Origin of the sequence: Rhizobium sp. BK399, from assembly GCF_014194695.1 — a bacterium.
Classification (GTDB): Bacteria; Pseudomonadota; Alphaproteobacteria; order Rhizobiales; family Rhizobiaceae; genus Rhizobium.
This window is the reverse complement of sequence record NZ_JACIAH010000001.1, coordinates 1,014,249-1,036,723: the sequence shown is the minus strand read 5'-3', so window position 1 is coordinate 1,036,723 and position 22,475 is coordinate 1,014,249. Positions and strand designations below refer to the sequence as shown.

Below are 22,475 nucleotides of genomic sequence, written 5' to 3'. Positions count from 1 at the left end.
TTGGGTTGGGCGGCTCAGCGAGCCGCTCGGCGTTCGTTCATTTCAAGGAAGGCGCAGCCGCGGGCGGCGATGCCGCCGTCGTCATCAGCAGCGAGCTGCACCAGGATGTCGGCGATGCTGGTCTTGGCGAGTTCGGCGCGGTAGACGCGCTCGGCCCTCAGCATCGCCGCGCTGATTTGGCATGGTTTGGTGAAATAGCGCCCCGGCAGCTGGTTCGGTCCGCGCTGGCGGATTTCGCTGCATCGGAACGCCGGCTCCGGTCCTTCGACCGCCAGCACGATGTCGAGGAGGCTGATCTTTTCCGTCGGCTTCGCCAACCTGTATCCGCCCTTCGGCCCCGGAACCGTGTTCACAATGCCGGCACCTGACAGCGCCTGCAGGTGCTTCAGAAGGTAGCTCGTCGAGACGCCGTGAAATTCCGCCAACGCAGCAGCCGACAGCACACCGCCGTCGGACAGGCCGGCCAGCATCGAGACACTGTGGATTGCCTGCTCCACTCCATCGCCCAGTTTCATCGGATCGCTCCTTAATTCGTGGATAAAAAATATCCACGATTATGCTGGATGTCAAGCGGCATGTTCGAGCAGTCGAAATAGGCGATCGGTCGTGTTCGTCCGGGGTTGTGAAGCCGGATGGATTCGCTAAAGTCGGCCCCGTTGGGCAAAAACAATTCCGATAAGGGAACAGCAATGAGAAAGACGATTTTCCTGGCGGCCGCTGCCTTGCTTGCCGCGACGCATCTCGCCTCCGCCGAAGACAAGATCCGCATCGCAACCGAGGGCGCCTATCCTCCCTTCAACTACGTCGAATCCGACGGCAGCCTAAAGGGTCTCGACGTCGACATGGCGAATGCGCTCTGCGCCGAGATGAAGGCCAAGTGCACGATCGTCGCGCAGGATTGGGACGGTATCATCCCCGGCCTTCTGGCCAAGAAGTACGACGCAATCATCGCCTCGATGAGCATCACCGACGAGCGTAAGAAGCAGATCGACTTCACGAACAAATACTACACGACGCCGCTCGCGGTCGCCGTGCCGAAGGACAGCCCGTTGAAGGGTGTCACGGTCGACGACATGAAGGGCAAGACTGTCGGCGCCCAGGCGTCGACCACGCAGGCGGACTACACTAGTGACGTCTACGCCAAGGGCGGCGCCGAGGCGAAGCTTTACCCGACGCAGGACGAGGCCGTCGCCGACCTGCAGAACGGCCGCCTGGACGCACTGATCTCCGACAAGTTCGTGGTGGTCGATTGGTTGAACAAGGCCGGCAAGGATTGCTGCAAGCTGCTCGGCGACGTTCCCGGCACGGAAACGCAGGCCGGCATTGGTATCCGCCAGGGCGAGACCGACCTGAAAGAGCGCTTCAACAAGGCGATCGATGCGCTGGTCGCCAGCGGGAAGTATCAGGAAATCACCAAGAAGTATTTCCCCTTCGACATCTACTGATCGCGTGCCGATCCAATCGCGCGGAGGCCGAAAGCCTCCGCGCCCTTTGACCAAGTCCATCCGATGAAAACAGATATCCTCGTTCTCGGTGCCGGCATTGTCGGCGTCAGTGCGGCCATTCATTTGCAGGATCGCGGCCGCTCCGTCGTGCTTGCCGATCGCGGCGAGCCGGGCGGCGGCACCAGCTACGGCAATGCCGGGCTGATCGAGCGCTCCTCCGTCGTTCCCTACGCCTTTCCGCGGCAGCTCGGCGCCATTGCCAAATATGCGCTGAACAATTCATCGGATGTCCGTTACGATCCGGCCTACCTGCCGCGCATCGCCAAATGGCTGGCGCGCTATTGGTGGCATTCCTCGCCGACCAATCTGGAAAAGGCGACACGGGCGCTCCTGCCGCTGATCGAGGCCAGTGTCACCGAGCACGACAAGCTGATTGGCCGCGCCGGCGCCTCCGACCTCATCCGCGAGCGCGGCTGGATGTCATTCTACAAGAACCCGCGCCGTTTCGAGGCTGCCCGTGCAGAAGCCGAGAGCCTGTCTACCCATGGTCTGGCAATCCGCATTCTCGACGCCAGCGAGTTTCTGGCGCTCGAGCCCGCTTTCGCCGCGAGTGGTCGCAGCATCGCTGGCGGCGTGCACTGGCTCGACCCGAAGACCGTGACCGACCCGCAGGCGCTGACGACCGCCTATGCCAACCTCTTCACCGCAGCCGGCGGCAAGATGGTCCGCGCCGACGCATCGGCATTGCGCGAGGAGAAGAACGGCTGGTCGATCACGACGGATGAAGGCGAGATCGTCGAAGCCGGCGAGGTCGTCGTCGCCCTCGGCCCGCAATCCGGCCTGATCTTCCGCAAGCTCGGCTATCCCCTGCCACTGGCGGTCAAGCGCGGCTACCACCGGCATTATGCGCAGCGCGAGGGCAAGCCGCTCGGCCATTCCGTCGTCGACGAGGAAGCCGGCTACGTGCTGGCGCCGATGGCGCGTGGCATCCGCCTGACGACAGGCATCGAATTCGCCGCGCCGGATGCGCCGCCAAATACCATCCAGCTCCGCCGCGATGAGGCCCATGCCCGTCAGCTCTTTCCGCTTGGCGAACCGGTGGAGGCGACGCCCTGGCTCGGGCTGAGGCCGTGCCTGCCTGACATGCGCCCGGTGATCGGCCCGGCGCCCCGCCATCGCGGCCTCTGGTTCAATTTCGGTCACGCCCATCACGGCCTGACGCTCGGCCCGGCCAGCGGCCGGCTGCTGGCCGAGCAGATGGCCGGCAACGACACCTTTGCAGATCCCAAGCCCTTCCACCCGCATCGCTTCCTCTAGTTCGCGGGTCCGCCATTCTATTTCGGTTGCCGGTGCACTACCTTTAGCGCCGTGGACCAGATCGATTCCGAAGCCCGCGTTGCCCTGCCTCCGCCTTTCACCCGCTGGTTCGCGGACAAGGGATGGCGTCCGCGTGCCCATCAGCTGGAATTGCTGGCCCGCGCCGAGGCAGGCGACAGCACGCTGCTGATCGCGCCAACCGGCGCCGGCAAGACGCTCGCCGGCTTCCTGCCGTCGCTGACCGATCTGACGCGCCGCGGCAAGATCCCGCCCGGCTCGGCGTTTACCGGCATCCACACGCTCTACGTCTCACCACTGAAGGCGCTCGCCGTTGATATCGAGCGAAACCTGATGAAGCCGGTCGAGGAGATGGGGCTGCCTGTTACGGTCGAGAACCGCACCGGCGACACGCCCGTTGCCAAACGCCAGCGACAGAAGCTGAACCCGCCCGACATTCTGCTGACGACGCCGGAGCAGGTGGCGTTGCTGCTCGCCAACAACGAGGCCGAGCGCTTCTTCAAAGACCTAAAGTATATCGTCTTCGACGAGTTGCATTCGCTCGTGACCTCGAAGCGTGGCCATATGCTCTCGCTCGGTCTTGCCCGCCTGCGAAGGCTGGCGCCCGCCCTGCAGACAATCGGCCTTTCGGCCACCGTCTCCGACCCGATGGACTTGCAGAAGTGGCTGGTCGCACAGCGGGAAGGCGAGGACCACCATGCAGGCCTTGTCATCGTCGAAGGTGGCGCCAAGCCCGATATTTCGATCCTGTCGACCGAGGAGCGCATCCCCTGGTCCGGTCATTCGGCGAAATATGCGATCCCCGACGTCTACAAGCAGCTCCTCGAACACCAGACGACACTGCTCTTCGTCAACACCCGGTCGCAGGCCGAGATGCTGTTCCAGGAACTCTGGACAGTGAATGACGAAAACCTGCCGATCGCCCTGCATCACGGCTCGCTTGATGTCGGGCAGCGCCGCAAGGTGGAGGCCGCGATGGCGGCCAACCGGCTGCGCGCTGTCGTCGCCACCTCGACGCTCGACCTCGGCATCGACTGGGGCGATGTCGATCTGGTCGTCCATGTCGGTGCGCCGAAAGGCGCCTCGCGGCTTGCCCAGCGCATCGGCCGCGCCAACCACCGCATGGATGAACCGTCGAAGGCGATCCTCGTCCCCGCCAATCGCTTCGAGGTGATGGAATGCCAGGCCGCTCTCGACGCCAACTATATCGGGGCGCAGGATACGCCGCCAGTCGGCAAGGGTGCGCTCGATGCACTGGCGCAGCATGTGCTCGGCATGGCCTGCGCCGAGCCCTTCGACATGCTGGAGCTTTACGACGAGGTCACCAGCGCTTCGCCTTACGCCGACCTCTCCTGGGAAACCTTCGAGCGCGTCGTCGATTTCGTCGCGACGGGGGGCTATGCGCTACGCACCTACGAGCGCTATGCCCGCATCCGCAAGACCAAGGAGGGACGCTGGCGCGTTTCCAATCCGCAGGTCGCGCAGCAATACCGGCTCAATCTCGGCACCATCGTCGAGAGCCCGATGCTCAATCTGCGCATGGTCAAGCGTGGCGAAGGCGGGCGTATCGGCCGCGGTGGCGCGACGCTCGGCAAGATGGAGGAATATTTCTTCGAGCAGCTGTCGCCCGGCGATACCTTCATCTTCTCCGGCAAGGTGCTGCGCTTTGAAGGGATCCGCGAGAACGAGGCGCTCGCCAGCCAAGCCTTCTCGATGGATCCGAAGATCCCCTCCTATGCCGGCGGCAAGTTCCCGCTCTCCACCTATCTGGCGGATCAAGTGCGTTCGATGATCGCGGATCCCGATCGCTGGCGCCATCTGCCGGATCAGGTGCGCGACTGGCTGGCGATCCAGCAGGAAAAATCGATGCTGCCGAAGCGCGACGAGCTGCTGATCGAGACCTTCCCGCGCGGCAGCCGTTGTTACATGGTCATCTATCCCTTCGAGGGGCGACTGGCGCACCAGACGCTCGGCATGCTGCTGACGCGCCGGCTCGAGCGGGCCGGCGCCAAGCCGCTCGGCTTCGTCGCGACCGATTATTCGCTCGGCATCTGGGGCTTCGAGGACATGGGACTGATGATCCAGAACGACCGGCTCAGCCTCGCTGACCTCTTCGATGAGGACATGCTGGGCGACGATCTCGAAAGCTGGCTCGACGAATCCTTTCTCTTGAAACGCACCTTCCGCAATTGCGCCGTGATTGCCGGTTTGATCGAGCGCCGTCACCCGGGCAAGGAAAAGACCGGGCGACAGGTCACGGTCTCGGCCGATCTGATCTACGATGTGCTTCGAACCCACGAGCCGGATCACATCCTCCTGCAGGCGACGCGGCAGGACGCGGCGACCGGGCTTTTGGATATTTCACGGCTTGGCGATATGCTGAGGCGAATCAAAGGTCACATCACGCATCGTGCGCTCGACCATATCTCGCCTCTGGCGGTTCCCGTCATGCTGGAGATCGGCAAGGAGCCGGTGCATGGCGAGGCGCATGACGCGGTGCTGGCAGAAGCCGCCGACGACCTGCTCGCCGAGGCGCTGGCCTAGAATGGTGCCGGATAGGTTCGTGTCGGCTTACCATCCGGAATTGCATGAGACAAAGGCCTTCGAAGATGAAGGCGCTTTAGGAATCAAGGACTGACCAGATTGATGAATCGCCTAGCGCTCGCGCGTGAACTGAACGGACTGACTGCGCTGCCAGGCGTGGAGACTTCCGTCCATGGCGTCGCTGCCGTCTGTGATCCACTCGGCGCGCTCTACATGCCCGATGCCGGCATCCTCGTCGTCTCCGACCTGCACCTCGAAAAAGGCGCGGCCTTCGCCCGCCGCGGGATGATGCTGCCACCCTACGACACGCTGGCGACACTGACGGTTCTCTCTGCTGTCATCACCCGCTACGACCCGAAGCTGGTGGTCTCTCTCGGCGACAATTTCCACGACCGCGTCGGCTCGGCGCATCTGCCTGAGGCATTCCGGAGCCTGATTGCGGAAATGGCGCGCGGCCGCGAATGGATCTGGATCAACGGCAACCACGATCCAGACGGCACCGTCGATTTGCCGGGCACGTCTGCCGACGAGATACACTCTGGAGGCCTGACCTTCCGCCACGAGCCGAGGGGAGGCCTGCAGAAGGGCGAGATCGCCGGGCACCTGCATCCGGCAGCGACCGTGCGACGTCGCGAAAAATCCGTCCGCCGTCCCTGCTTTGCCACAGATGGCGCCCGCCTGCTGATGCCGGCGTTCGGTGTCATGACCGGCGGCCTCGACCTTCGCCACAAGGCGATGAAGGGCCTGTTCGACCACACGCTGCTGATCGCCCATCTTCTCGGGCGGGACCGGATCTACTCCGTCAGGTTCGGAAACCTTGTCGGGTGAAAAGTCCAAAGGGTGGAATGTGCGCCAGTCGCCTCGCTCTATGATCGGAGCGTTGACCGCCCTCAGATAACGGCTGATAGCACTCAAGAATGCGCGGATGGTGTCGGAATCTCGTTTAGCCCGTCGTCTTCAAGGCAGACAAGCTATGGAGAACAGCAATGACGATCACTATTACCGCCTTTGAACGGTCGCCGGATCGCGGCAGAGGTTTGGCGCGTGACATGCGCGTTCGCTGGGCGCTCGAGGAAGTGGGGCAGCCCTACGAAGTGCGCCTTCTTTCCTTCAAGGCTATGAAGGAAGCCGCACACCTTGCGCTTCAACCGTTCGGGCAGATTCCGAGCTATGAAGAAGGCGATCTCGTCCTATTCGAGTCCGGGGCAATCGTGTTCCATATCGCGCAGCGCCATGCCGGCTTGCTTCCGGTCGACACGAACGCTCGGGCGCGCGCAATCACCTGGATGTTTGCCGCGGTCACTACCATGGAGCAGCCGATCGTCGACCGCGAAGCAGCCAGATTTTTGGAAGGCGATAAGCCCTGGTATCAGGAGCGCCTGTCCATGGTCGACGAACGTATTCGCAAGCGACTGAACGAACTCTCTACCCAACTTGGTGATGCCGACTGGCTCGACAGCGAGTTCAGCGCGGGCGACCTGCAGATGGTGTCGGTGCTGCTCCGGTTGAAAGGATCAGGCATGCTGGACGAGTATCCGAACCTTGCAGCCTATGTCACCCGCGGCGAAGCGCGGGCTGCATACAAACGTGCGTTCGACGCTCAACTGGCGGTTTTCAACGCCGCATCGACCGGCTGACAAAGGTTCGCTCCAAGCTCGAAGCCGTCTCCAGCGTCTTCCGCTGAGCTTATGGGTTCAGTCCTAATCGCCGAAGTAATAGAGAGGCTGGCGCGTCAGTTCGCCGCGACCGATGTGGCCGTAGACGTCCTTTCCCAGGATCCAGAAGGAAATCGTTTGGGTTTCCATGCAGAAGATGTAATCACCGGAAATCCAGTGTTCTGCCTTGTTGCCGGAAATGGCATAGAGATAGTCGCCAATCTCATACATGACGGCCCGGTGCGAGCTGTGGTCGTATAAGTAGCGCTCTGCCATCTATTCTCCTGATTCCATTTCAGGAAGAATCCCATGGCTGCGAATGTATTGTCAAACAATACTGATGATATAGGCCGATCAACCCAATTTTGTTTCGGCAAAGGCGGTTTCATGCGGCCTTTACTGTGCTTACGAGGCCGATGTTAGGTCGTCGAGATGTTAAAGCTAGGCGATCACGAAGCACAGCATTTCGGCCGTGAACTTCGAGACAGATCCCTGAATCCCGCAGTCGATCATCGTGCAGTACGCTCGGTATGATGTCGCAAAGGCAATCAGCAACGTCTCCACGGTCGGCGGCCGATCTGCGTCCCGGTTGTCGTGAACAGTGCCGAATTCCTGTATGTTTATCGGACCGCCTCAGGTCATATGCGATCTGAGAAAAGGGGCCAAAAATGTCCACTCAAGCGCTACTAATCGTGCATGCCGATGTTCCGAATGAAGCGGATCGTGCCTCCTTCGATCGATGGTACGATCGCCATCTGCCAGAGGCATTGCGCGCGTTCGGGGCACTCCGGGCCTGGCGCGCCTGGAGCCGAACCGATCCTTCGAAGCACACTGCCTTCTATGAGTTCTCTAGCTTAGAAGCGGCGAACGTCGCTATTCAATCGTCGGGCAACGAATTTGATGGCAAATGGGGCGGGCGCGCGACACGCACCCGAGACATTGTCGAGGTTGCCCAGCGGCTACCGGACTAAGACTGAGATACTGTCAAAAGCTTCGCGTGCGTCTGCTTTGGCCCGGTAGAGGAGACCTCAATTGCACCCCTGCAACTGCTGCTGATAGGTCACCGCCATATTGCTGAATCGTTGCGCCGTCTTCTGCAGTTGCCCATTCGAGCGCCAGTCGCCGCGCATGTAGCCCTTCGGGCCGGAATAATAGGCGAGGTAGAGGTTGTAGGCATCGTTAAGCGGGATGCCGGTCGTTTGACTGTTTTGCGAATGGTACCAGCCGATGAAGTCGATCGCATCGGCGAAGTTGGTGCGGCGGGCAGCGAAGCTCCCGGTCGCCGATTGATAGTGATCCCAGGTGCCGTCGAGCGCTTGCGAATAGCCGTAGGCCGTCGATGGCCGCGTCCAGGGAATGAAGCCGAACAGCTTGGTGCGCGGCGGCCGCGCATAGGGCTGGAAGCCGGACTCGGTGTACATCGTCGCCATCAGGATCGGAACCGGAACCCCGTATTTACGCTCCGTCTTTTCCGCCGCGCGCTGCCAGCTCGTGAACATTCCGTCGCGCTGGTCGAAGACAGCGCAGATGTTTCGGGTTTGTTTGGGAGCCGTTGCACAACCGGCAGCAAGTGCCAGAAGCACGAGGACGGGGAGGGTACGGATACGCATTACAGAAAACCTCTCATTCCGAGAGATTACTAACTCGTAAATATTAACGAGCGGTTTTTAGTCGATTGGGAGTTGCCACGGGTGAAAGGGTGACCACGATTCGCCATGCCAGCGAGAGGCATTTGGCGCGGTCACCGGGCCGAGAGGTGCCGGAACAACGCAAGGGGCTGAACGCTCCCCTTGCGCGCGACCCCAACGTATCTATTGTCGAGAAATGCCGGGGCGGTTGGGAGTGTCTGATGTCGGCAGTGCCTTTTTCGAAGATTTCCTCGCCACTCAATGCGCTGCTTGCCGCGACCGGACTGCTGATGGTGGCTTTGCTTACGACACCGGATCTGACCCCGCAGGCGAGATTCGCCTGCCAGCTTGTGCTTGTCGCGATCTGGGTGGCCTACGTCTTCCAATTGGCCGGCACCTTGCTGTCCCGGCGACACCGCCTGCCGGGCGGAACACCACCTCTGCTGATCGACGTAATTGCGGTCCTGCTTCCCCTGGCCGCATTCCTGTTCGTCGGATCTCGCGATCGGAGCTTGTACTGCGCCATCTGGCTTCTCAAGCCGCTGCGGGACTCGAGCTTCTTCAGGTTGATGGCAAAGGTGGTTGTCAAAGAATACCGCAACCTCCTCGGCGTGACGTCGGTTTTCGCCAGTGTTCTCTTCGGCGCGTCGGTGGCCGGTTATGTCATTGAGCGGGATATCCAGCCGGACAAGTTCGGCAGCATTCCGCAGGCGATGTGGTGGGCGGTCGTGACCCTGTCGACGACCGGCTACGGCGACGAGATCCCCCAAAGCCTGGCTGGGCGGGTGCTCGCCGGGTTGGTGATGATGAGCGGCATCGGCATTTTCGCACTTTGGGCCGGTATCCTCGCCACGGGCTTCTACGAGGAGGTTCGCCGTCGGGATTTCGTGCGCAACTGGCAACTCGTCGCCGCCGTGCCTCTGTTTCAGAGTCTTGGCTCGGCAGCTCTGATCGAGATCGTCCGCGCGCTGCGGCCGCGCACGGTGCCCGCTGGCGCCGTGATTTGCCGCAAGGGCGATGTCGGCGATCAGATGTTCTTTATCGTCGAAGGGCGGGTCAGCGTTGCGACGCCCGATCATCCGGTCGAACTCGGTACTGGAAGCTTTTTCGGCGAGATGGCACTGATCAGTGGAGAGCCACGCTCGGCGACCGTCAGTGCGGCCACCGAGGTCTCTCTCCTGTCGCTCTCCGCCGTTGATTTCCAGATGCTCTCGAGCAGCAGTCCGGAGATCGCCGAGACGATCCGCAAGACGGCATTTGAGCGACGGGGCGGCTTGCCGAAGGAATGATTTAAAGCCACGGTATCGCATGACCGCAGCCACCGGCTTCATGCCCTGACCGGCTTGTAGCGCAGGATGACCGCGCCGCTCTTTGTTGTCGCACTGTCGAGCAGTGTCATGGGGATCTGCTGGCTGGCCGGTTTGAAGAGCGGGTTGCCGCCGCCGAGAATGACCGGCACCAGGCAGATGCGGACCTCGTCCACCAGTCCTTGCTGCAGCAGTGAATCTGCGAGTTCGGCGCTGCCGAAAATGAAGATCGTCTTGCCGGCCTCGATCTTCAATTTCTTCAGTTCCGGGACCGGATCGCTGACAACGCGCGTATTATTCCAGTCGGCCGTCGTCATCGACCGCGACACGGCGATCTTGGCAATGCCGTTCATATAGGCCTTGATCTTCTCTTCTCCCTCCGCCGCCGGCCAATAAGCCGCCATGCCTTCGTATGTCTTCCGGCCGAAGACCAGCAGATCGCCTTCCTCGCCGAATTGCTCGGCATAACGCTCGAGCTCGGGACCCCAAGCCAGATTGTGGAACTCGATATCCCACGGCTTCGTGCCTTCGAAGTAACCGTCGAGTGTCATCAGATTCCAAACGACAAGCTTTCTCATTTCGTCCTCCTTCCAACTGATTGCAATTTGCAACTGGTTGAAAGTTAGATTGACTGATGGCAAAATGCAAGCAGTTTTTGGAGATACTCATGGACGATGCTCACCGCTCCGGCTGCCCGATCAACCTGACGCTGGAAGTGCTCGGCGATCGCTGGAGCCTGATCGTCATCCGCGACATCATGTTCGGCAACCGGCGCCATTTCCGTGAGTTGCTGCAGAATTCGCAGGAACGAATCGCCTCGAACATTCTGGCCGATCGCCTGCGTCGCCTCGTCGACAGAGGGCTGCTCACAAGAGAGGACGATCCAAGCCACAAGCAGAAGGCCATCTACAGCCTGACGGAGATGGCGATCCAGCTGGTCCCGATCTTCGCCCATATGGGTGCCTGGGGCAGAAGACACCTTCCGGTGTCCGAGGAGCTCTCCATTCGCGCCGAGCTTTTGGAGACCGGGGGCGCGGAGCTTTGGGAGGGCTTCATGGACGAGTTGCGCGCCAAGCACCTCGGCAAGACGCTGCCTGCCGGAACGCCATCGGTGCTCGGGCGACTGACGGAAGCCTATCTCGATGTGGTTGCGCGCAAGACGAAATCCGCCTGATCAGTCCTTGCGGAACACCACGCTGGCGCCCCAGCCGGTAATCAGCGCCAGGAAGACGGAGAGCAGGCCATAGGCGATCGGCTGCGCGTGCGCCGCGTCCGTGATCATCTGCTCGATCCCGGTCTTGATGACGCGCAGCGGAACCGACTTCTCGGTGACGAAGTTGCCGCTCTTGAAGAGGTAGGCGCGGACGGTGTGCACGCCATTCGGAATATTTGCCGGGAGTCGCAGACTCGCCTTGAAAAGGCTGGAACTGACGAAGCGCACGCCGCTCGGGTCGCGATCGTAGAGACCGCCATTCTCCTGCAGCCGGCGAAAGGCCTGCCGGAACTCGCCAAGATTGCTGGCATTGCCGACGAAGCCGACCGGGGTCAGCGGAATGTGGTCGATCCCGATCCCCATATCCGTCAGGTCAAGCGGCGTGGTGATGTCGTCGAGCATGCGGGAGCTCGACATCGAATAGGAATGCGGCACCGCCTCGAAGGTCATCGAGCGGGTGTTGACCCAGATGCCGAAGACGCGCTCCTTGCGGCGTACCGTGGCGTTCTCCCGCGGCCCCTCGAGAACGACAACGACATCGTACTGGCCGATTGCCAACAGCAGACTGTCGGTGTTGGTCACCGCGCCGAAGATCGTGAGGTCCGCGCCGCGAAAATCCGAGGTGATGGCGATTTCACTGGTCGACGTGCCAATCTCAAGGCCCTCGGCCGTCGTTTGCGTTGCCTGCCCAGGGAGGAGCATTTGCGCCTCCGCGACAGCCGGCAGCATGATGACGCAAAGCAGCAGGGCGGTGAGAACGCGGCGCATCAGTTCCCCCCCATGACCACGGAGTAGACATCCGCCGGGGTGACAATTAGCGCAACGGCAAGGCGAAGGCCGACGGCGAGGACGAGAAGCCCAAGCAGCGCGCGAAGCTGTTCGCCGCGCAGCTTCTGTCCGACGCGGACGCCGTATTGCGCGCCGATGACGCCGGCAATCATCAGGATGAAAGCGAGCACGATATCGACCGAGAAGTTGGTCGCCGCCTGCACGACCGTCGTATAGGCGGTCACGAAAATGATCTGGAACAGCGATGTGCCGACAACCACGTTGGTCGGGATGCGCAGCAGATAGATCATCGCCGGCACCATGATGAAGCCGCCGCCGACGCCCATGACCGACGTCAGCACGCCGATGCCGAAGCCGAGCGCGATTACCGGGATAACGCTGAGGAAGATCTTCGACTTCTTGAACCGCATCTTGAGCGGTAGCTTGTGCACCCAATGGTGATGACCGGGGCGTCGCGGCGTTGGTGGCACGTTCTTCGCCGCGCGGCGCATGGCATTGACGCTCTCGAGCAGCATCAGGCCGCCGACGGTGCCGAGGAAGATAACGTAGAGCAGCGAGATGATGAGATCTAGCTGGCCGATCTGTCGCAGCAGCGAGAAGATCCAGATGCCGACCGTGGCGCCGGTCAGACCGCCGATCAGCAGCACGGTTCCAAGCTTCAGGTCGAGCGATCCGCGACGAAAATGCGTGATCGCACCCGAGATCGACGAGGCGACGACCTGGTTGGCGCCAGTGGCGACGGCGACGACCGGGGGGATGTTGTAGAAGATCAGCAGCGGTGTGATCAGGAAGCCACCGCCGACACCAAACATTCCGGACAGAAAGCCGACGGCTGCTCCCATGCCGAGAATGATGAAGATGTTCACCGACAATTCTGCGATAGGCAGATAGATTGTCACAGCAGACCCCAATCTATGAACTGCCCCCACAGGCAGGCGTCTTACATCCCGTTCGAATGGCACATCATACGGTGAAATCGTTGCCAGAGGCTTTCGATAAGCGACATGCAATCCGCTCGATAGCGTGATGCTCTCGAATAATCAGGCTTTTTTTGGGTTTTATGACAAGCCTTTAGGAGGAGGTCTCGGCAGAGCATCCGATCGCGGCAATCCGATCGCCGGTTGAATGCAAGGCGCCTGCCGACTAGGGTCCGAGCGTCATTGTCCGGGGGATTCGCGTGAAGGCAGGATTGGTTCGTTGGTTGCTGGTGGCCTGCGTCGTGCAGCCGTTTGCGGCGAGGGCGGAATGGCAACCGATCGAAGAGGTGCGGACTTATGCGGTGACGGGGAGTTCCGGCGCGGCGCTGTACGATTCCATCGGCGAAAACGGCCCGGACCTTGGCGGCAGCCGCGTCGTGGCGCACACAACCTTCAAGCTGACCTGGACCAGAAAATACGAGCGTCGCGGCAACGCCTGCGTGATTGCGGTGGCGCGGCCGAAGCTGATCATCACTTACACGCTGCCGAAGCCAGCCGGAAAGCTGCCCGCTTCGACGGCGGCAAGCTGGGCGACGTTCATCGCCGGCATCGAAACGCATGAGCGGGTGCACGGCGACTACATCGAGCAGATGGTCCGCGAGATCGAAGCGATGAGCCTCGGCTTTTCCGCCGACAATGATCCGGACTGCCGCAAGATCCGGGTCGAGTTGACCAAGCGGCTTGGCGAACTCTCGGCGCGGCAGCGACAGCAGGGCCGGGATTTCGACAAGGCCGAGATGAGCGAGGGCGGCAACATCCGCCGCCTCGTCCTGCAGTTGGTGAACGGCCCCTGAGGGGCCGCTCGAAGCTTTGCCGGATCAGCCCAAGGCGGCAGCGGCAACCGGAGCGAGGTGCGGCCAGACCTCCAGCGCGCCGCGATAGATCATGTTCAGCGCCACGTAGATGATGATGGCAAGGCCGAGATAGGCGATCCAGTGGTAGCGGTTGAGCAGGCGCGCGATGAAGTTCGCAGCGATACCCATCATGGCGATCGACAGGATCAGGCCGATGACGAGGACCGTCGGATGTTCGCGGGCGGCACCTGCGACGGCAAGCACGTTGTCGAGTGACATGGACACGTCGGCGATGACGATCTGGCTGGCGGCCTGGAAGAAGGTCTTCCTCGGCGCCGCCGCCCCTTCAGGGCCCTCGGCTTCCCCTCCGCTGCCGTTGCGCAGATCGCGCCACATCTTCCAGCAGACCCAGAGCAGCAGGATGCCACCCGCGAGCAGCAGGCCGATGATCTCGAGGAGCTGAACGGTGACGCTGGCAAGCGCGATGCGCAGCACGGTGGCGGCAAGAATACCGACGAGGATCGCCTTCTTGCGTTGGTCGGCCGGTAGCCCGGCGGCGGCAAGACCGATCACCACGGCGTTGTCCCCGGCAAGCACCAGGTCGATGAGAACGACCTGCAACAGCGCCGCCAAGCCGGCAGAAGTGAAAATTTCCATGTATGACAATCCCCGACTTTTCGAAACGCACCGCCGGCGCGTCGTTAACGCATAGATGATCGTTGATCGGCTGATCAAGTGGCGCTGGCGTATTGTGGAAAAGTTCTGCCGGCCGTTGCAGTTCCGCCGAAACCGACAAACAGCCTTCATTTTCCTCATTTAAGCTTCTTTGCATGGTCGGGGATTGGCCATGACGCGGCGAACGTGCTAGCGAGAGCCGCAAAAAGCCCCGGCCGGCATGATCGAGGGGCGCAGCAACGCTTTCGGACTCCACGCAGACATGATTCGTATCGAGAATATCAGCAAGCAGAACAGCCACCGCATCCTCTTCATAGAGGCATCCGCAGCCCTCAACAAAGGCGAGAAGATCGGCCTCGTCGGTCCGAACGGCGCCGGCAAGACGACGCTCTTTCGCATGATCACGGGACAGGAGCAGCCCGACGAAGGCCAGGTCGCCGCCGAAAAGGGTGTGACCATCGGCTATTTCAATCAGGATGTCGGCGAGATGGAAGGCCGCAGCGCCGTGGCCGAGGTCATGGAAGGCGCCGGTCCCGTCAGCGTCGTCGCGGCCGAGCTGCGTGAGCTCGAAGCGGAAATGATTGACCCCGACAAGCTCGACGAGATGGACCGGATCATCGAGCGCTACGGCGAAGTCCAGGCGCGCTATGAGGAACTGGACGGTTATGCGCTCGAGGGCCGTGCGCGTGAAGTTTTGGCAGGTCTGAGCTTCACGCAGGAAATGATGGACGGCGATGTCGGCGGACTGTCGGGCGGCTGGAAGATGCGTGTCGCGCTCGCGCGCATTCTGCTGATGCGCCCTGATGTCATGCTGCTCGACGAACCGAGCAACCACCTGGATCTCGAGAGCCTGATCTGGCTGGAAGATTTCCTGAAGACCTACGACGGCGCATTGCTGATGACTTCGCACGACCGCGAGTTCATGAACCGCATCGTCGGCAAGATCATCGAGATCGACGCCGGCTCGCTGAACAGCTACTCCGGCGATTACGGCTTCTACGAGCAGCAGCGGGCTCAGAACGAGAAGCAGCAGCAGGCGCAGTTCGAGCGCCAGCAGGCGATGCTTGCCAAGGAGATCAAGTTCATCGAGCGGTTCAAGGCGCGGGCCTCGCACGCTTCGCAGGTGCAGAGCCGTGTCAAGAAGCTCGAGAAGATCGACCGTGTCGAGCCGCCGAAGCGCCGCCAGACCGTTGCCTTCGACTTCCTGCCGGCGCCGCGTTCCGGCGAAGACGTGATCAACCTCAAGAACGTTCACAAGAAGTACGGTAGCCGCACCATCTACGAAGGCCTGGACTTCATGGTCCGCCGCAAGGAGCGCTGGTGCATCATGGGCATCAACGGCGCCGGCAAGTCGACCCTGCTGAAGCTGGTGGCTGGCTCCGCCGAACCCGATGAGGGCAGCGTCGCTCTCGGCGCCAGCGTCAAGATGGGCTATTTCGCGCAGCACGCGATGGATCTGCTCGACGGCGAGCGGACGGTGCTGGAATGGCTGGAGGATTCCTTCCCGCAGGCGGGGCAGGCGCCGCTGCGTGCACTTGCCGGCTGCTTCGGCTTCTCCGGCGACGATGTCGAGAAGAAGTGCCGGGTGTTGTCCGGCGGCGAAAAGGCGCGGCTGGTCATGGCCAAGATGCTGTTCGATCCGCCGAACCTGCTCGTCCTCGACGAGCCGACCAACCACCTCGACCTCGATACCAAGGAAATGCTGATCAAAGCGCTGTCGCAATACGAGGGCACCATGCTGTTCGTCTCGCACGACCGGCATTTCCTTGCTGCGCTTTCCAACCGCGTGCTGGAATTGACGCCTGACGGCATCCATCAGTACGGCGGCGGCTACACCGAATATGTCGAGCGCACCGGCTACGAGGCACCCGGCCTGCGGGGCTGACGGCGCCGGGGCACCCGTCGGCCTCCGGGCTCGACACAAAACCGCTATCGTGGCGACCTTCGCACAGGGTTGCCGCGCAGCTGCCTTTTGAACACCAGGCGCCGCTATTTCTGGCATTTCGGCGCTGCCGGCAGGCCGTAGCGGCCGGGAAAGGCGCTGAGCCGCGATCGGAGTTCCGGTTGCAGCCGTGCCGCCTCTGCCAAGCGACGCTCCAGATCGCGGAATTCCGCCGTGTCGTCGGCAGTCGTCTCTGGCATCCTGCCCATCATCCGAAGGATAGCCTGCCGCCGGTCCTCGTTGGCGCGCGTGCAAGGCGGAAAATAGGGGTGATAACCGGAGCCGTGCTGTATCTGTGCCGCTGTCAGCTTGCCCCGGCAGGCCCGAGCGCGACGGCAGCCGGGGATGACGCAATCCTTCCAGAAACTGCATTCGCCGGCCGCAAGACGGGTGATCACGCAGCCGCCGGGCCGCGCCTTCTCCTCGTCGTGGACCAGTCCACCATCCTCGAAATTCATGGCTTCGACGACGGCGAGCACCTCGACCACGGGCAGGGCGAGAAGTCTTTTCAGGAACAGGCTGCTTCTCATGCGTTTCCTCCACGGCGGCTCCGCCGCCATGTTTCGAGCATCGATCCGGAGAGCCCACGCAAATGCGGAACCTCACTGGTTGGTTTTATGGTGGCTCCGCATTTGCGTGGCCTTCGGCGTTCTTCGGGACTTCCGCTCCCTTCAGATGATCGCCTCGTCTCGCTGCGTCCGGGCATTCTCGCCCGGACTTGCATGGCTGAACCAAACCGGATGCTGGAACATCCGGGGGAGACTTATGACGGCAGCGGGTTTGACCCCGATGCCCGGCTTTCGCCTCCCCGCGTTCGGCTGCACGTTACAGCCTGGTACAGGGCGCCGGCTCCCGCCTGCCCGCGAACGTCTCGCGAAACACTCCGGCGACGGAAGCGGGGCGATTGTAGGCATGGAGCCGAAGGGTGGGGAAAATCGGAGCGAATTTTTCTTCCGCGCCGGACCGGATGACCGAGTAGGTGCAACGTATGGATCCGCCACAAGCAGGCTTCCTCGATCTGCAAATTGCCTTTAGGGTTGCGGCGCATAGTCGGAGGTTGCAGTCTTGGCGAAGCGGGCAGAGTATACAGTTTTCCAAGGGCGTGCAGGCGATCATAACGATCTGGCCATTCCCGGCGCAAAGGCCATTGGCGAGGAGTTGGAAAGCCGCACTGGTATCTCGCCTACAGTGATCGGCACCCCGGCATCCGCATTGAATGCCGGCTGGCATGAAGAGCTGGATGCGGCTCTTCCATCGCTGAAGGAAATTCAGTCTCGCTTCGACGATGTATTTGCCGGAGGGGCAGTCTCGATTGCCGCAACCGGCCGGTGCGCCGTTTCTCTGGCGACGCTGCCGGCGGTCGCAAAGCATTTTCCCTCCGCCTGCATCGTGTGGTTCGATGCGCATGGCGATCTCAATCCACCGGAAGCGAGCCCGACTGGATATCTCGGTGGATTGGCGTTGGCAGGGCCTGTCGGGCTTTGGGATTCAGGCCTTGGTGCAGGCTTGAGCCTGGATCAGGTCGTTCTGGTGGGGCAGCGCGACCTCGATCCATTTGAACTTGATCTTATAGCGACGCACAACATTCCGCTCATCAAGCCGGGCGCTGATCTGGCAACTGAGCTTCGGAACGCAATAAGTGGTCGATCCGTCTATGTGCATCTCGACTGCGATGTCTTGGAGCCGGGCATTGTACCGACGGATTATAAGCACGAAGGCGGCCTATCGCTGGATGATCTGCGGATCTGCTGCGAGCTAATTGCAGAGCATGATTTCATAGGGATCGAGATCGCGGAGTTTCAAAGCGCCTGGAAGGCGAACGGTTCTCCCGTGTCCCCGAATGCTCTGCTCGATGCTTTGAAGCCCGTTCTGCGATAGCGATATCCCGAAACACGCTCGCTCGTCAGCGAAATCTCCTCTATGCTTTGTCCCGGCTTCCGGCCGCCGGAGATCTCTATTGACGGATGCAGAGACGATCATCATCGGCGCGGGACCGGCAGGATTAGCCTGCGCTGTGGCGCTGCAGGCGCGTGGGCGCTCGTTTGTCGTGCTTGAGAAAGGCGAGACGCTCGCCGCCGCCTGGCATCATCACTACGACCGCCTTCACCTGCATACCCACAAGAGGCACTCGGCCCTGCCGGGAATGCCGATGCCGCGGCATTTTCCAAGATATCCATCGCGGCTTCAGGTGATCGAGTATCTCGAAACCTATAGCTCGTCGAACGACATCGAGGTGAGATTTGGTGTGCGCGCGACGACGATCCGCAAGGACGAGACGTGGACCGTGGAGAGCTCTGACGGGACCTTGAAGGCGACGAACGTCATCGTCGCGACCGGCCTCGCGAACACGCCGATACGGCCGGTATGGGAAGGGCGGGAGCTGTTTGCGGGCAAACTTCTTCATTCCTCCGAGTTTACCAATGCCGCCGCGCTTGCCGCCAAGCGCGTCCTCGTCGTCGGCTTCGGCAACTCGGCCGGCGAGATCGCGCTGGAATGCGCCGAGGCCGGTCTTGACGTTGCGATGGCGGTGCGCGGCCCGGTCAGCGTCGTGCCGCTCGAACTGTTCGGTGTGACGAGCGCCAGCATCGCCATCGCGCAACGCTTCCTTCCCTATCGCCTGGTCGATGCGATGAATGCGCCGATCCTCAGCCTGCGGTTCGGCGACCTCGGGAAATTCGGGGTGGAGCGGGCAAAGGGCGGCCCGCTGACCGGCATCATCGAAAGGGGCCGTACGCCTCTGATCAATATCGGAACGATCGAGCGGATCCGGTCAGGAGATATCACGGTGTTCCCGGCTATCTCGAACAGCGAGGCGCGGCGCGTCAATTTCGTCGACGGCCGATCCGACATGTTCGATGCGATCGTTCTGGCGACCGGCTACCGATCAGGGCTCGAAGCGCTTCTGCCCGATTTCGCTGAGCGATTTGCCGGCGCTGACGGTCCCGCCCGCGGCGCGCTGCAGCCGGCGAATGACGGTCTCTACTTTTGCGGCTTCACTGCCGTGCCGACCGGTCTTCTCCGGGAGATCGGACTAGAAGCGGAAAAGATCGCGGCCTCTATCGCCGGCAAATAATGCGCTTTACGTCGCTTGAACCAGTATCGACTTTGCGTCGCAACCTGGTGGACCAGCCTTTCAGGTTAACGTCAGACGTGCTGCCTACGGGAAGCGCGGGCTGCAACGGAAAGGCTGATTTGATGAACAGGTACGCATGGTATGCTCTCGCAGCATCCGCCGTAATCGCAATTGCTTCGCCGTCATGGGCGGCAACGACGGTGAAAGTCACAGAAGGCGGCGAGGGCGGCGGGCCGATGACCCTGACGCTCGACCAGACCACGATCAAGGCGGGCGAAACGGTCTTCGCCGTTCATAACGATGCGATGACCGAGGATCACGAGATGGTGCTGGTCAAGCTGAAATCCGCCGACCAGAAGATCCCGGTGGTTGCTTCACGGCATCGTGTCGACGAAAAGCAGCTCAAAAGCATCGGCGAAGTCTCGGACCTCAAGCCGGGAGCGGACGGGCAGTTGAAAGCAAAACTTGCCCCGGGTGCCTATCTGTTGCTGTGCAATATCAAAGGGCACTACGAGGCGGGCATGCAGGCCGGCCTGACGGTCACGAAATAGCCGTTATCCGAGATGGAAGGCCAGCCGAAGGCGACGGCTGGCTTTTGCTTGAGATTGTCCGGTGGCGGCTTATGCCGCCGCCTTCTCCTTTGCATAGGGATCAAACCGGCCGTAGAAGGTCTCTCCCTTCGCGGCCATGTCCTTCAGTAGCGCCGTCGGCTTGAAGTGTGCGCCGTAGGTTGCCGAGAGTTTCTCGCAGAGGTCCACAAAGGTCTTCACGCCCATGCCGTCGATGTAGGAGAGCACGCCGCCGGTGTAGGGAGCGAAGCCGAAGCCGAGGATGGAGCCGACATCAGCCTCGCGCGGATCGGTGACGATGCCTTCTTCGATGGTGCGGGCTGCCTCCAGCGCGATGGTGACGAGGAAGCGCTGCTTCAGCACTTCGACGTCGATGTCGTCGGCCTTCTTCTGCGGGTAGAAGGTCTTCAGCTCCGGCCAGAGCGACTTCTTGGCCGGTTTCGCCGGATAGTCGTAGAAGCCCTTGCCGTTCTTGCGGCCGCGGCGGTCGAGTTCGTCGACCATCTTGTTGATCAGCGCCATATGCTTGGGATTGACGGCGGCCTCGCCGAGATCAGCGACGGTGGCCTTCAGGATCTTCTGGCTGAGATCGATCGCCACTTCGTCGTTCAGCGACAGCGGACCGACGGGCATGCCGGCCATCTTGGCGGCATTCTCGATCATCGCGGGCGGAACGCCCTCGATCAGCATGTCGTAGGCTTCGTGGATGTAGCGGAAGACGCAGCGATTGACGAAGAAGCCGCGCGTGTCGTTGACGACAATAGGCGTCTTCTTGATCGCGGCGACATAGTCGAGTGCCACGGCGAGCGCCTTGTCGCCGGTCTCCTTGCCTGTTATGACCTCCGTCAGCATCATCTTCTCGACCGGCGAGAAGAAGTGCACGCCGACGAAATCGGCGGGCCGCTTGGAGTTCCCGGCAAGGCCGGTGATCGGCAGGGTCGAGGTGTTGGAGGCGAAGATGGCGCCCTCGGGCAACACGGCTTCAACCGCCTCGATCACGGCCTTCTTGACCTCACGGTCTTCGAACACCGCTTCGATGACGAGATCGGCATCCTTGAGGTCGCCATAGTCGGCGGACGGGACGATGCGCGACAGCAGCGCCACACCCTCGTCTTGCGTAAGGCGTCCCTTACCGATCGAGTCCTTCACCAGGCCTTCGCCGACGCTCTTGCCCTTGGTCGCCGCTTCGATGTCGCGGTCGATGAGGGTGACGGGGATGCCGGCGGCGGCGGTCACATAGGCGATCGAGGCTCCCATGAAACCGGCGCCGACGACACCCACTTTCTTCAACACCGTTTTCGGGATCCCGGCGGGGCGGCGGGCCCCTTTGCTGAGCTCCTGCATGGAGATGAAGAGCGAACGGATCATCGAGAAGGCTTCGCTGGTCTGCAGAATCTCGGTGAAGTAGCGCTGTTCGATCTTGAGGCCGGTGTCGAACGGCACCTGCAGGCCTTCATAGACGCATTTGAGGATGGCGAGTGCTGCCGGGTAGTTGCCTGCCGTTTCGCGGCGCAGGATCGCGGGTGCGGCCGGCCAGAGCTGCGCTGCCGCAGGCGTCCAGATGCCGCCGCCGGGCGCCTTGAAGCCCTTCTCGTCCCAGGGGGCGACAGGCTTGAGGCCGTCCTTGATCATCTGCTTGGCTGCCGGGATCAGCTGATCCGGCTCGACCACCTGATGCAGGAGGTTCATCGCCTTGGCGCGCGCCGCCGTCAGCGACTGGCCCGTCGTCATCATCTGCAGGGCCGACTGAGCGTCGGCAAGCCTCGAGATGCGCTGCGTGCCACCGGCGCCCGGGAAGATGCCGACCTTGACCTCGGGCAGCGCGATCTTCACCGACTTGGCATTCGAGGCGACGCGTCCATGGCAGGCGAGCGACATTTCGAAGGCGCCGCCCATGCAGGTGCCGTTGATCGCCGAAACCCAGGGCTTGCCCGAAGTTTCGATCTTGCGGAACAGGCCGGTCATGCGGCCGACGAGATCGAACAGCTTCTGCGCGGCGCCATCGGGGTTGGTTGCCTTCTCATGCTGGTAGAGCGAGAACATCGACTTGATCATCGACAGGTCCGCGCCACCGGAGAAGCTCGACTTACCTGAGGTGATGACCGCGCCCTTGGTGGCGCTATCGGCAACCACGGCATCGACAATGGCGTCGAGCTCGTCCATCACCTCTTCGGTGAAGACGTTCATGGATTTGCCGGGCATGTCCCAGGTGACAAGGGCGATGCCGTCCGCGTCGGTTTCGACGGTGAAGTTCTTGTAGGTGGTCATTGTGGGATTCCTCTTCCCTGAATTTCCCAAACTGTCAGAAGGCGCCTAGAAGGTAGCAAAGGGTGGCGATCAGACCGATCGGTACGGCCAACGCGATCCAACCGGCGACCCGGCTTCGTGCGGCATCCCGCTTCGACAAGATCGGTGGTCCTTTGCGGGCAGCCTGCGCCATGTCCTTCTCAAGATTGTGCTGTGCGAACTGCCGTTCGATCTCGTTACGTTCATTTTCGTAGACGTCACGGTCGATCGGCATCTCACGCT

At 61.8% G+C, this 22,475-nt stretch carries 23 protein-coding genes; 13 read left to right on the top strand and 10 right to left on the bottom strand.

The window, feature by feature from the left end; all coding sequences use genetic code 11:
• Window positions 1–14: 14 nt before the first annotated feature.
• Window positions 15–515, bottom strand: a complete 501-nt coding sequence (locus FHT97_RS05165; protein ID WP_183752856.1) for an Rrf2 family transcriptional regulator — start codon at window positions 513–515, stop codon at window positions 15–17.
• A 174-nt stretch (window positions 516–689) separates the two neighbouring features.
• Here FHT97_RS05165 and FHT97_RS05160 point away from each other — a divergent pair, with 174 nt between their 5' ends.
• From FHT97_RS05160 to FHT97_RS05140, 5 genes are all read left to right on the top strand, one after another.
• Window positions 690–1,445: an ABC transporter substrate-binding protein gene (locus FHT97_RS05160; protein WP_183860344.1), complete on the top strand. Its 756-nt coding sequence runs from the start codon at window positions 690–692 to the stop codon at window positions 1,443–1,445.
• Window positions 1,446–1,508: 63 nt separating this feature from the next.
• Window positions 1,509–2,762, top strand: coding sequence for an FAD-binding oxidoreductase (locus FHT97_RS05155; protein ID WP_183860342.1), 1,254 nt, complete (start codon window positions 1,509–1,511; stop codon window positions 2,760–2,762).
• A gap of 51 nt (window positions 2,763–2,813) precedes the next feature.
• On the top strand, window positions 2,814–5,324 hold the full coding sequence (locus tag FHT97_RS05150; RefSeq protein WP_183860340.1) for a ligase-associated DNA damage response DEXH box helicase: 2,511 nt from the start codon (window positions 2,814–2,816) through the stop codon (window positions 5,322–5,324).
• A gap of 102 nt (window positions 5,325–5,426) precedes the next feature.
• Window positions 5,427–6,152, top strand: coding sequence for a ligase-associated DNA damage response endonuclease PdeM (gene pdeM, locus FHT97_RS05145; RefSeq protein WP_183860760.1), 726 nt, complete (start codon window positions 5,427–5,429; stop codon window positions 6,150–6,152).
• A gap of 158 nt (window positions 6,153–6,310) precedes the next feature.
• A complete protein-coding gene (locus tag FHT97_RS05140) occupies window positions 6,311–6,961 on the top strand; it encodes a glutathione S-transferase family protein (RefSeq protein WP_183860338.1) in 651 nt (216 codons plus the stop codon).
• 63 nt (window positions 6,962–7,024) lie between these two features.
• Here the strand turns inward: FHT97_RS05140 and FHT97_RS05135 are convergent, their stop codons facing one another.
• Entirely contained in the window at window positions 7,025–7,255 is a 231-nt protein-coding gene (locus FHT97_RS05135) for a hypothetical protein (protein WP_114711272.1), read from the bottom strand.
• Window positions 7,256–7,647: 392 nt separating this feature from the next.
• Between FHT97_RS05135 and FHT97_RS05130 the strand changes: the two genes are divergently transcribed.
• Window positions 7,648–7,950 (top strand): hypothetical protein, encoded by a 303-nt coding sequence (locus FHT97_RS05130; protein ID WP_183752846.1) that lies wholly within the window; start codon window positions 7,648–7,650, stop codon window positions 7,948–7,950.
• A gap of 57 nt (window positions 7,951–8,007) precedes the next feature.
• On the opposite strand, the gene FHT97_RS05125 is transcribed toward FHT97_RS05130, so the two are convergent.
• Window positions 8,008–8,589, bottom strand: coding sequence for a transglycosylase SLT domain-containing protein (locus FHT97_RS05125; protein ID WP_183752844.1), 582 nt, complete (start codon window positions 8,587–8,589; stop codon window positions 8,008–8,010).
• A gap of 239 nt (window positions 8,590–8,828) precedes the next feature.
• On the opposite strand from FHT97_RS05125, the gene FHT97_RS05120 reads away from it, so the two are divergent.
• Entirely contained in the window at window positions 8,829–9,896 is a 1,068-nt protein-coding gene (locus tag FHT97_RS05120; protein ID WP_183860336.1) for a cyclic nucleotide-gated ion channel, read from the top strand.
• Window positions 9,897–9,934: 38 nt separating this feature from the next.
• Here FHT97_RS05120 and FHT97_RS05115 read toward each other — a convergent pair whose 3' ends face one another.
• A complete protein-coding gene (locus tag FHT97_RS05115; protein ID WP_183860334.1) occupies window positions 9,935–10,492 on the bottom strand; it encodes a dihydrofolate reductase family protein in 558 nt (185 codons plus the stop codon).
• Window positions 10,493–10,581: 89 nt separating this feature from the next.
• Between FHT97_RS05115 and FHT97_RS05110 the strand changes: the two genes are divergently transcribed.
• Window positions 10,582–11,088 (top strand): helix-turn-helix domain-containing protein, encoded by a 507-nt coding sequence (locus tag FHT97_RS05110; RefSeq protein WP_183860332.1) that lies wholly within the window; start codon window positions 10,582–10,584, stop codon window positions 11,086–11,088.
• On the opposite strand, the gene FHT97_RS05105 is transcribed toward FHT97_RS05110, so the two are convergent.
• Together FHT97_RS05105 and FHT97_RS05100 are read right to left on the bottom strand one after the other, a co-directional pair.
• On the bottom strand, window positions 11,089–11,895 hold the full coding sequence (locus FHT97_RS05105) for a TIGR02186 family protein (RefSeq protein ID WP_183752830.1): 807 nt from the start codon (window positions 11,893–11,895) through the stop codon (window positions 11,089–11,091).
• A complete protein-coding gene (locus FHT97_RS05100) occupies window positions 11,895–12,815 on the bottom strand; it encodes a sulfite exporter TauE/SafE family protein (RefSeq protein ID WP_183860330.1) in 921 nt (306 codons plus the stop codon). The genes FHT97_RS05105 and FHT97_RS05100 overlap by 1 nt, the downstream gene beginning before the upstream one ends.
• Before the next feature lie 278 nt (window positions 12,816–13,093).
• Here FHT97_RS05100 and FHT97_RS05095 point away from each other — a divergent pair, with 278 nt between their 5' ends.
• A complete protein-coding gene (locus FHT97_RS05095; protein ID WP_183860328.1) occupies window positions 13,094–13,687 on the top strand; it encodes a DUF922 domain-containing protein in 594 nt (197 codons plus the stop codon).
• A 24-nt stretch (window positions 13,688–13,711) separates the two neighbouring features.
• Here the strand turns inward: FHT97_RS05095 and FHT97_RS05090 are convergent, their stop codons facing one another.
• The gene (locus FHT97_RS05090) at window positions 13,712–14,344 is read right to left on the bottom strand and encodes a TerC family protein (protein WP_183752827.1); all 633 of its coding nucleotides are present in this window, start codon (window positions 14,342–14,344) and stop codon (window positions 13,712–13,714) included.
• A 280-nt stretch (window positions 14,345–14,624) separates the two neighbouring features.
• Here FHT97_RS05090 and FHT97_RS05085 point away from each other — a divergent pair, with 280 nt between their 5' ends.
• A complete protein-coding gene (locus FHT97_RS05085) occupies window positions 14,625–16,247 on the top strand; it encodes an ABC-F family ATP-binding cassette domain-containing protein (RefSeq protein WP_183752825.1) in 1,623 nt (540 codons plus the stop codon).
• A 104-nt stretch (window positions 16,248–16,351) separates the two neighbouring features.
• Here the strand turns inward: FHT97_RS05085 and FHT97_RS05080 are convergent, their stop codons facing one another.
• Window positions 16,352–16,834, bottom strand: a complete 483-nt coding sequence (locus tag FHT97_RS05080; RefSeq protein WP_183860326.1) for a hypothetical protein — start codon at window positions 16,832–16,834, stop codon at window positions 16,352–16,354.
• A 535-nt stretch (window positions 16,835–17,369) separates the two neighbouring features.
• On the opposite strand from FHT97_RS05080, the gene FHT97_RS05075 reads away from it, so the two are divergent.
• From FHT97_RS05075 to FHT97_RS05065, 3 genes are all read left to right on the top strand, one after another.
• Complete coding sequence (locus FHT97_RS05075; RefSeq protein WP_183860324.1) at window positions 17,370–18,182, top strand: arginase family protein; 813 nt, start codon at window positions 17,370–17,372, stop codon at window positions 18,180–18,182.
• Window positions 18,183–18,261: 79 nt separating this feature from the next.
• Window positions 18,262–19,377: an NAD(P)/FAD-dependent oxidoreductase gene (locus tag FHT97_RS05070; protein WP_183860322.1), complete on the top strand. Its 1,116-nt coding sequence runs from the start codon at window positions 18,262–18,264 to the stop codon at window positions 19,375–19,377.
• Between the two features lie 122 nt (window positions 19,378–19,499).
• A complete protein-coding gene (locus tag FHT97_RS05065) occupies window positions 19,500–19,928 on the top strand; it encodes a plastocyanin/azurin family copper-binding protein (RefSeq protein WP_183860320.1) in 429 nt (142 codons plus the stop codon).
• 69 nt (window positions 19,929–19,997) lie between these two features.
• On the opposite strand, the gene FHT97_RS05060 is transcribed toward FHT97_RS05065, so the two are convergent.
• Both FHT97_RS05060 and FHT97_RS05055 read right to left on the bottom strand, forming a co-directional pair.
• On the bottom strand, window positions 19,998–22,214 hold the full coding sequence (locus FHT97_RS05060; RefSeq protein WP_183860318.1) for a 3-hydroxyacyl-CoA dehydrogenase NAD-binding domain-containing protein: 2,217 nt from the start codon (window positions 22,212–22,214) through the stop codon (window positions 19,998–20,000).
• Window positions 22,215–22,248: 34 nt separating this feature from the next.
• A complete protein-coding gene (locus tag FHT97_RS05055; RefSeq protein ID WP_153269414.1) occupies window positions 22,249–22,467 on the bottom strand; it encodes a hypothetical protein in 219 nt (72 codons plus the stop codon).
• Between the last annotated feature and the right edge of the window lie 8 nt (window positions 22,468–22,475).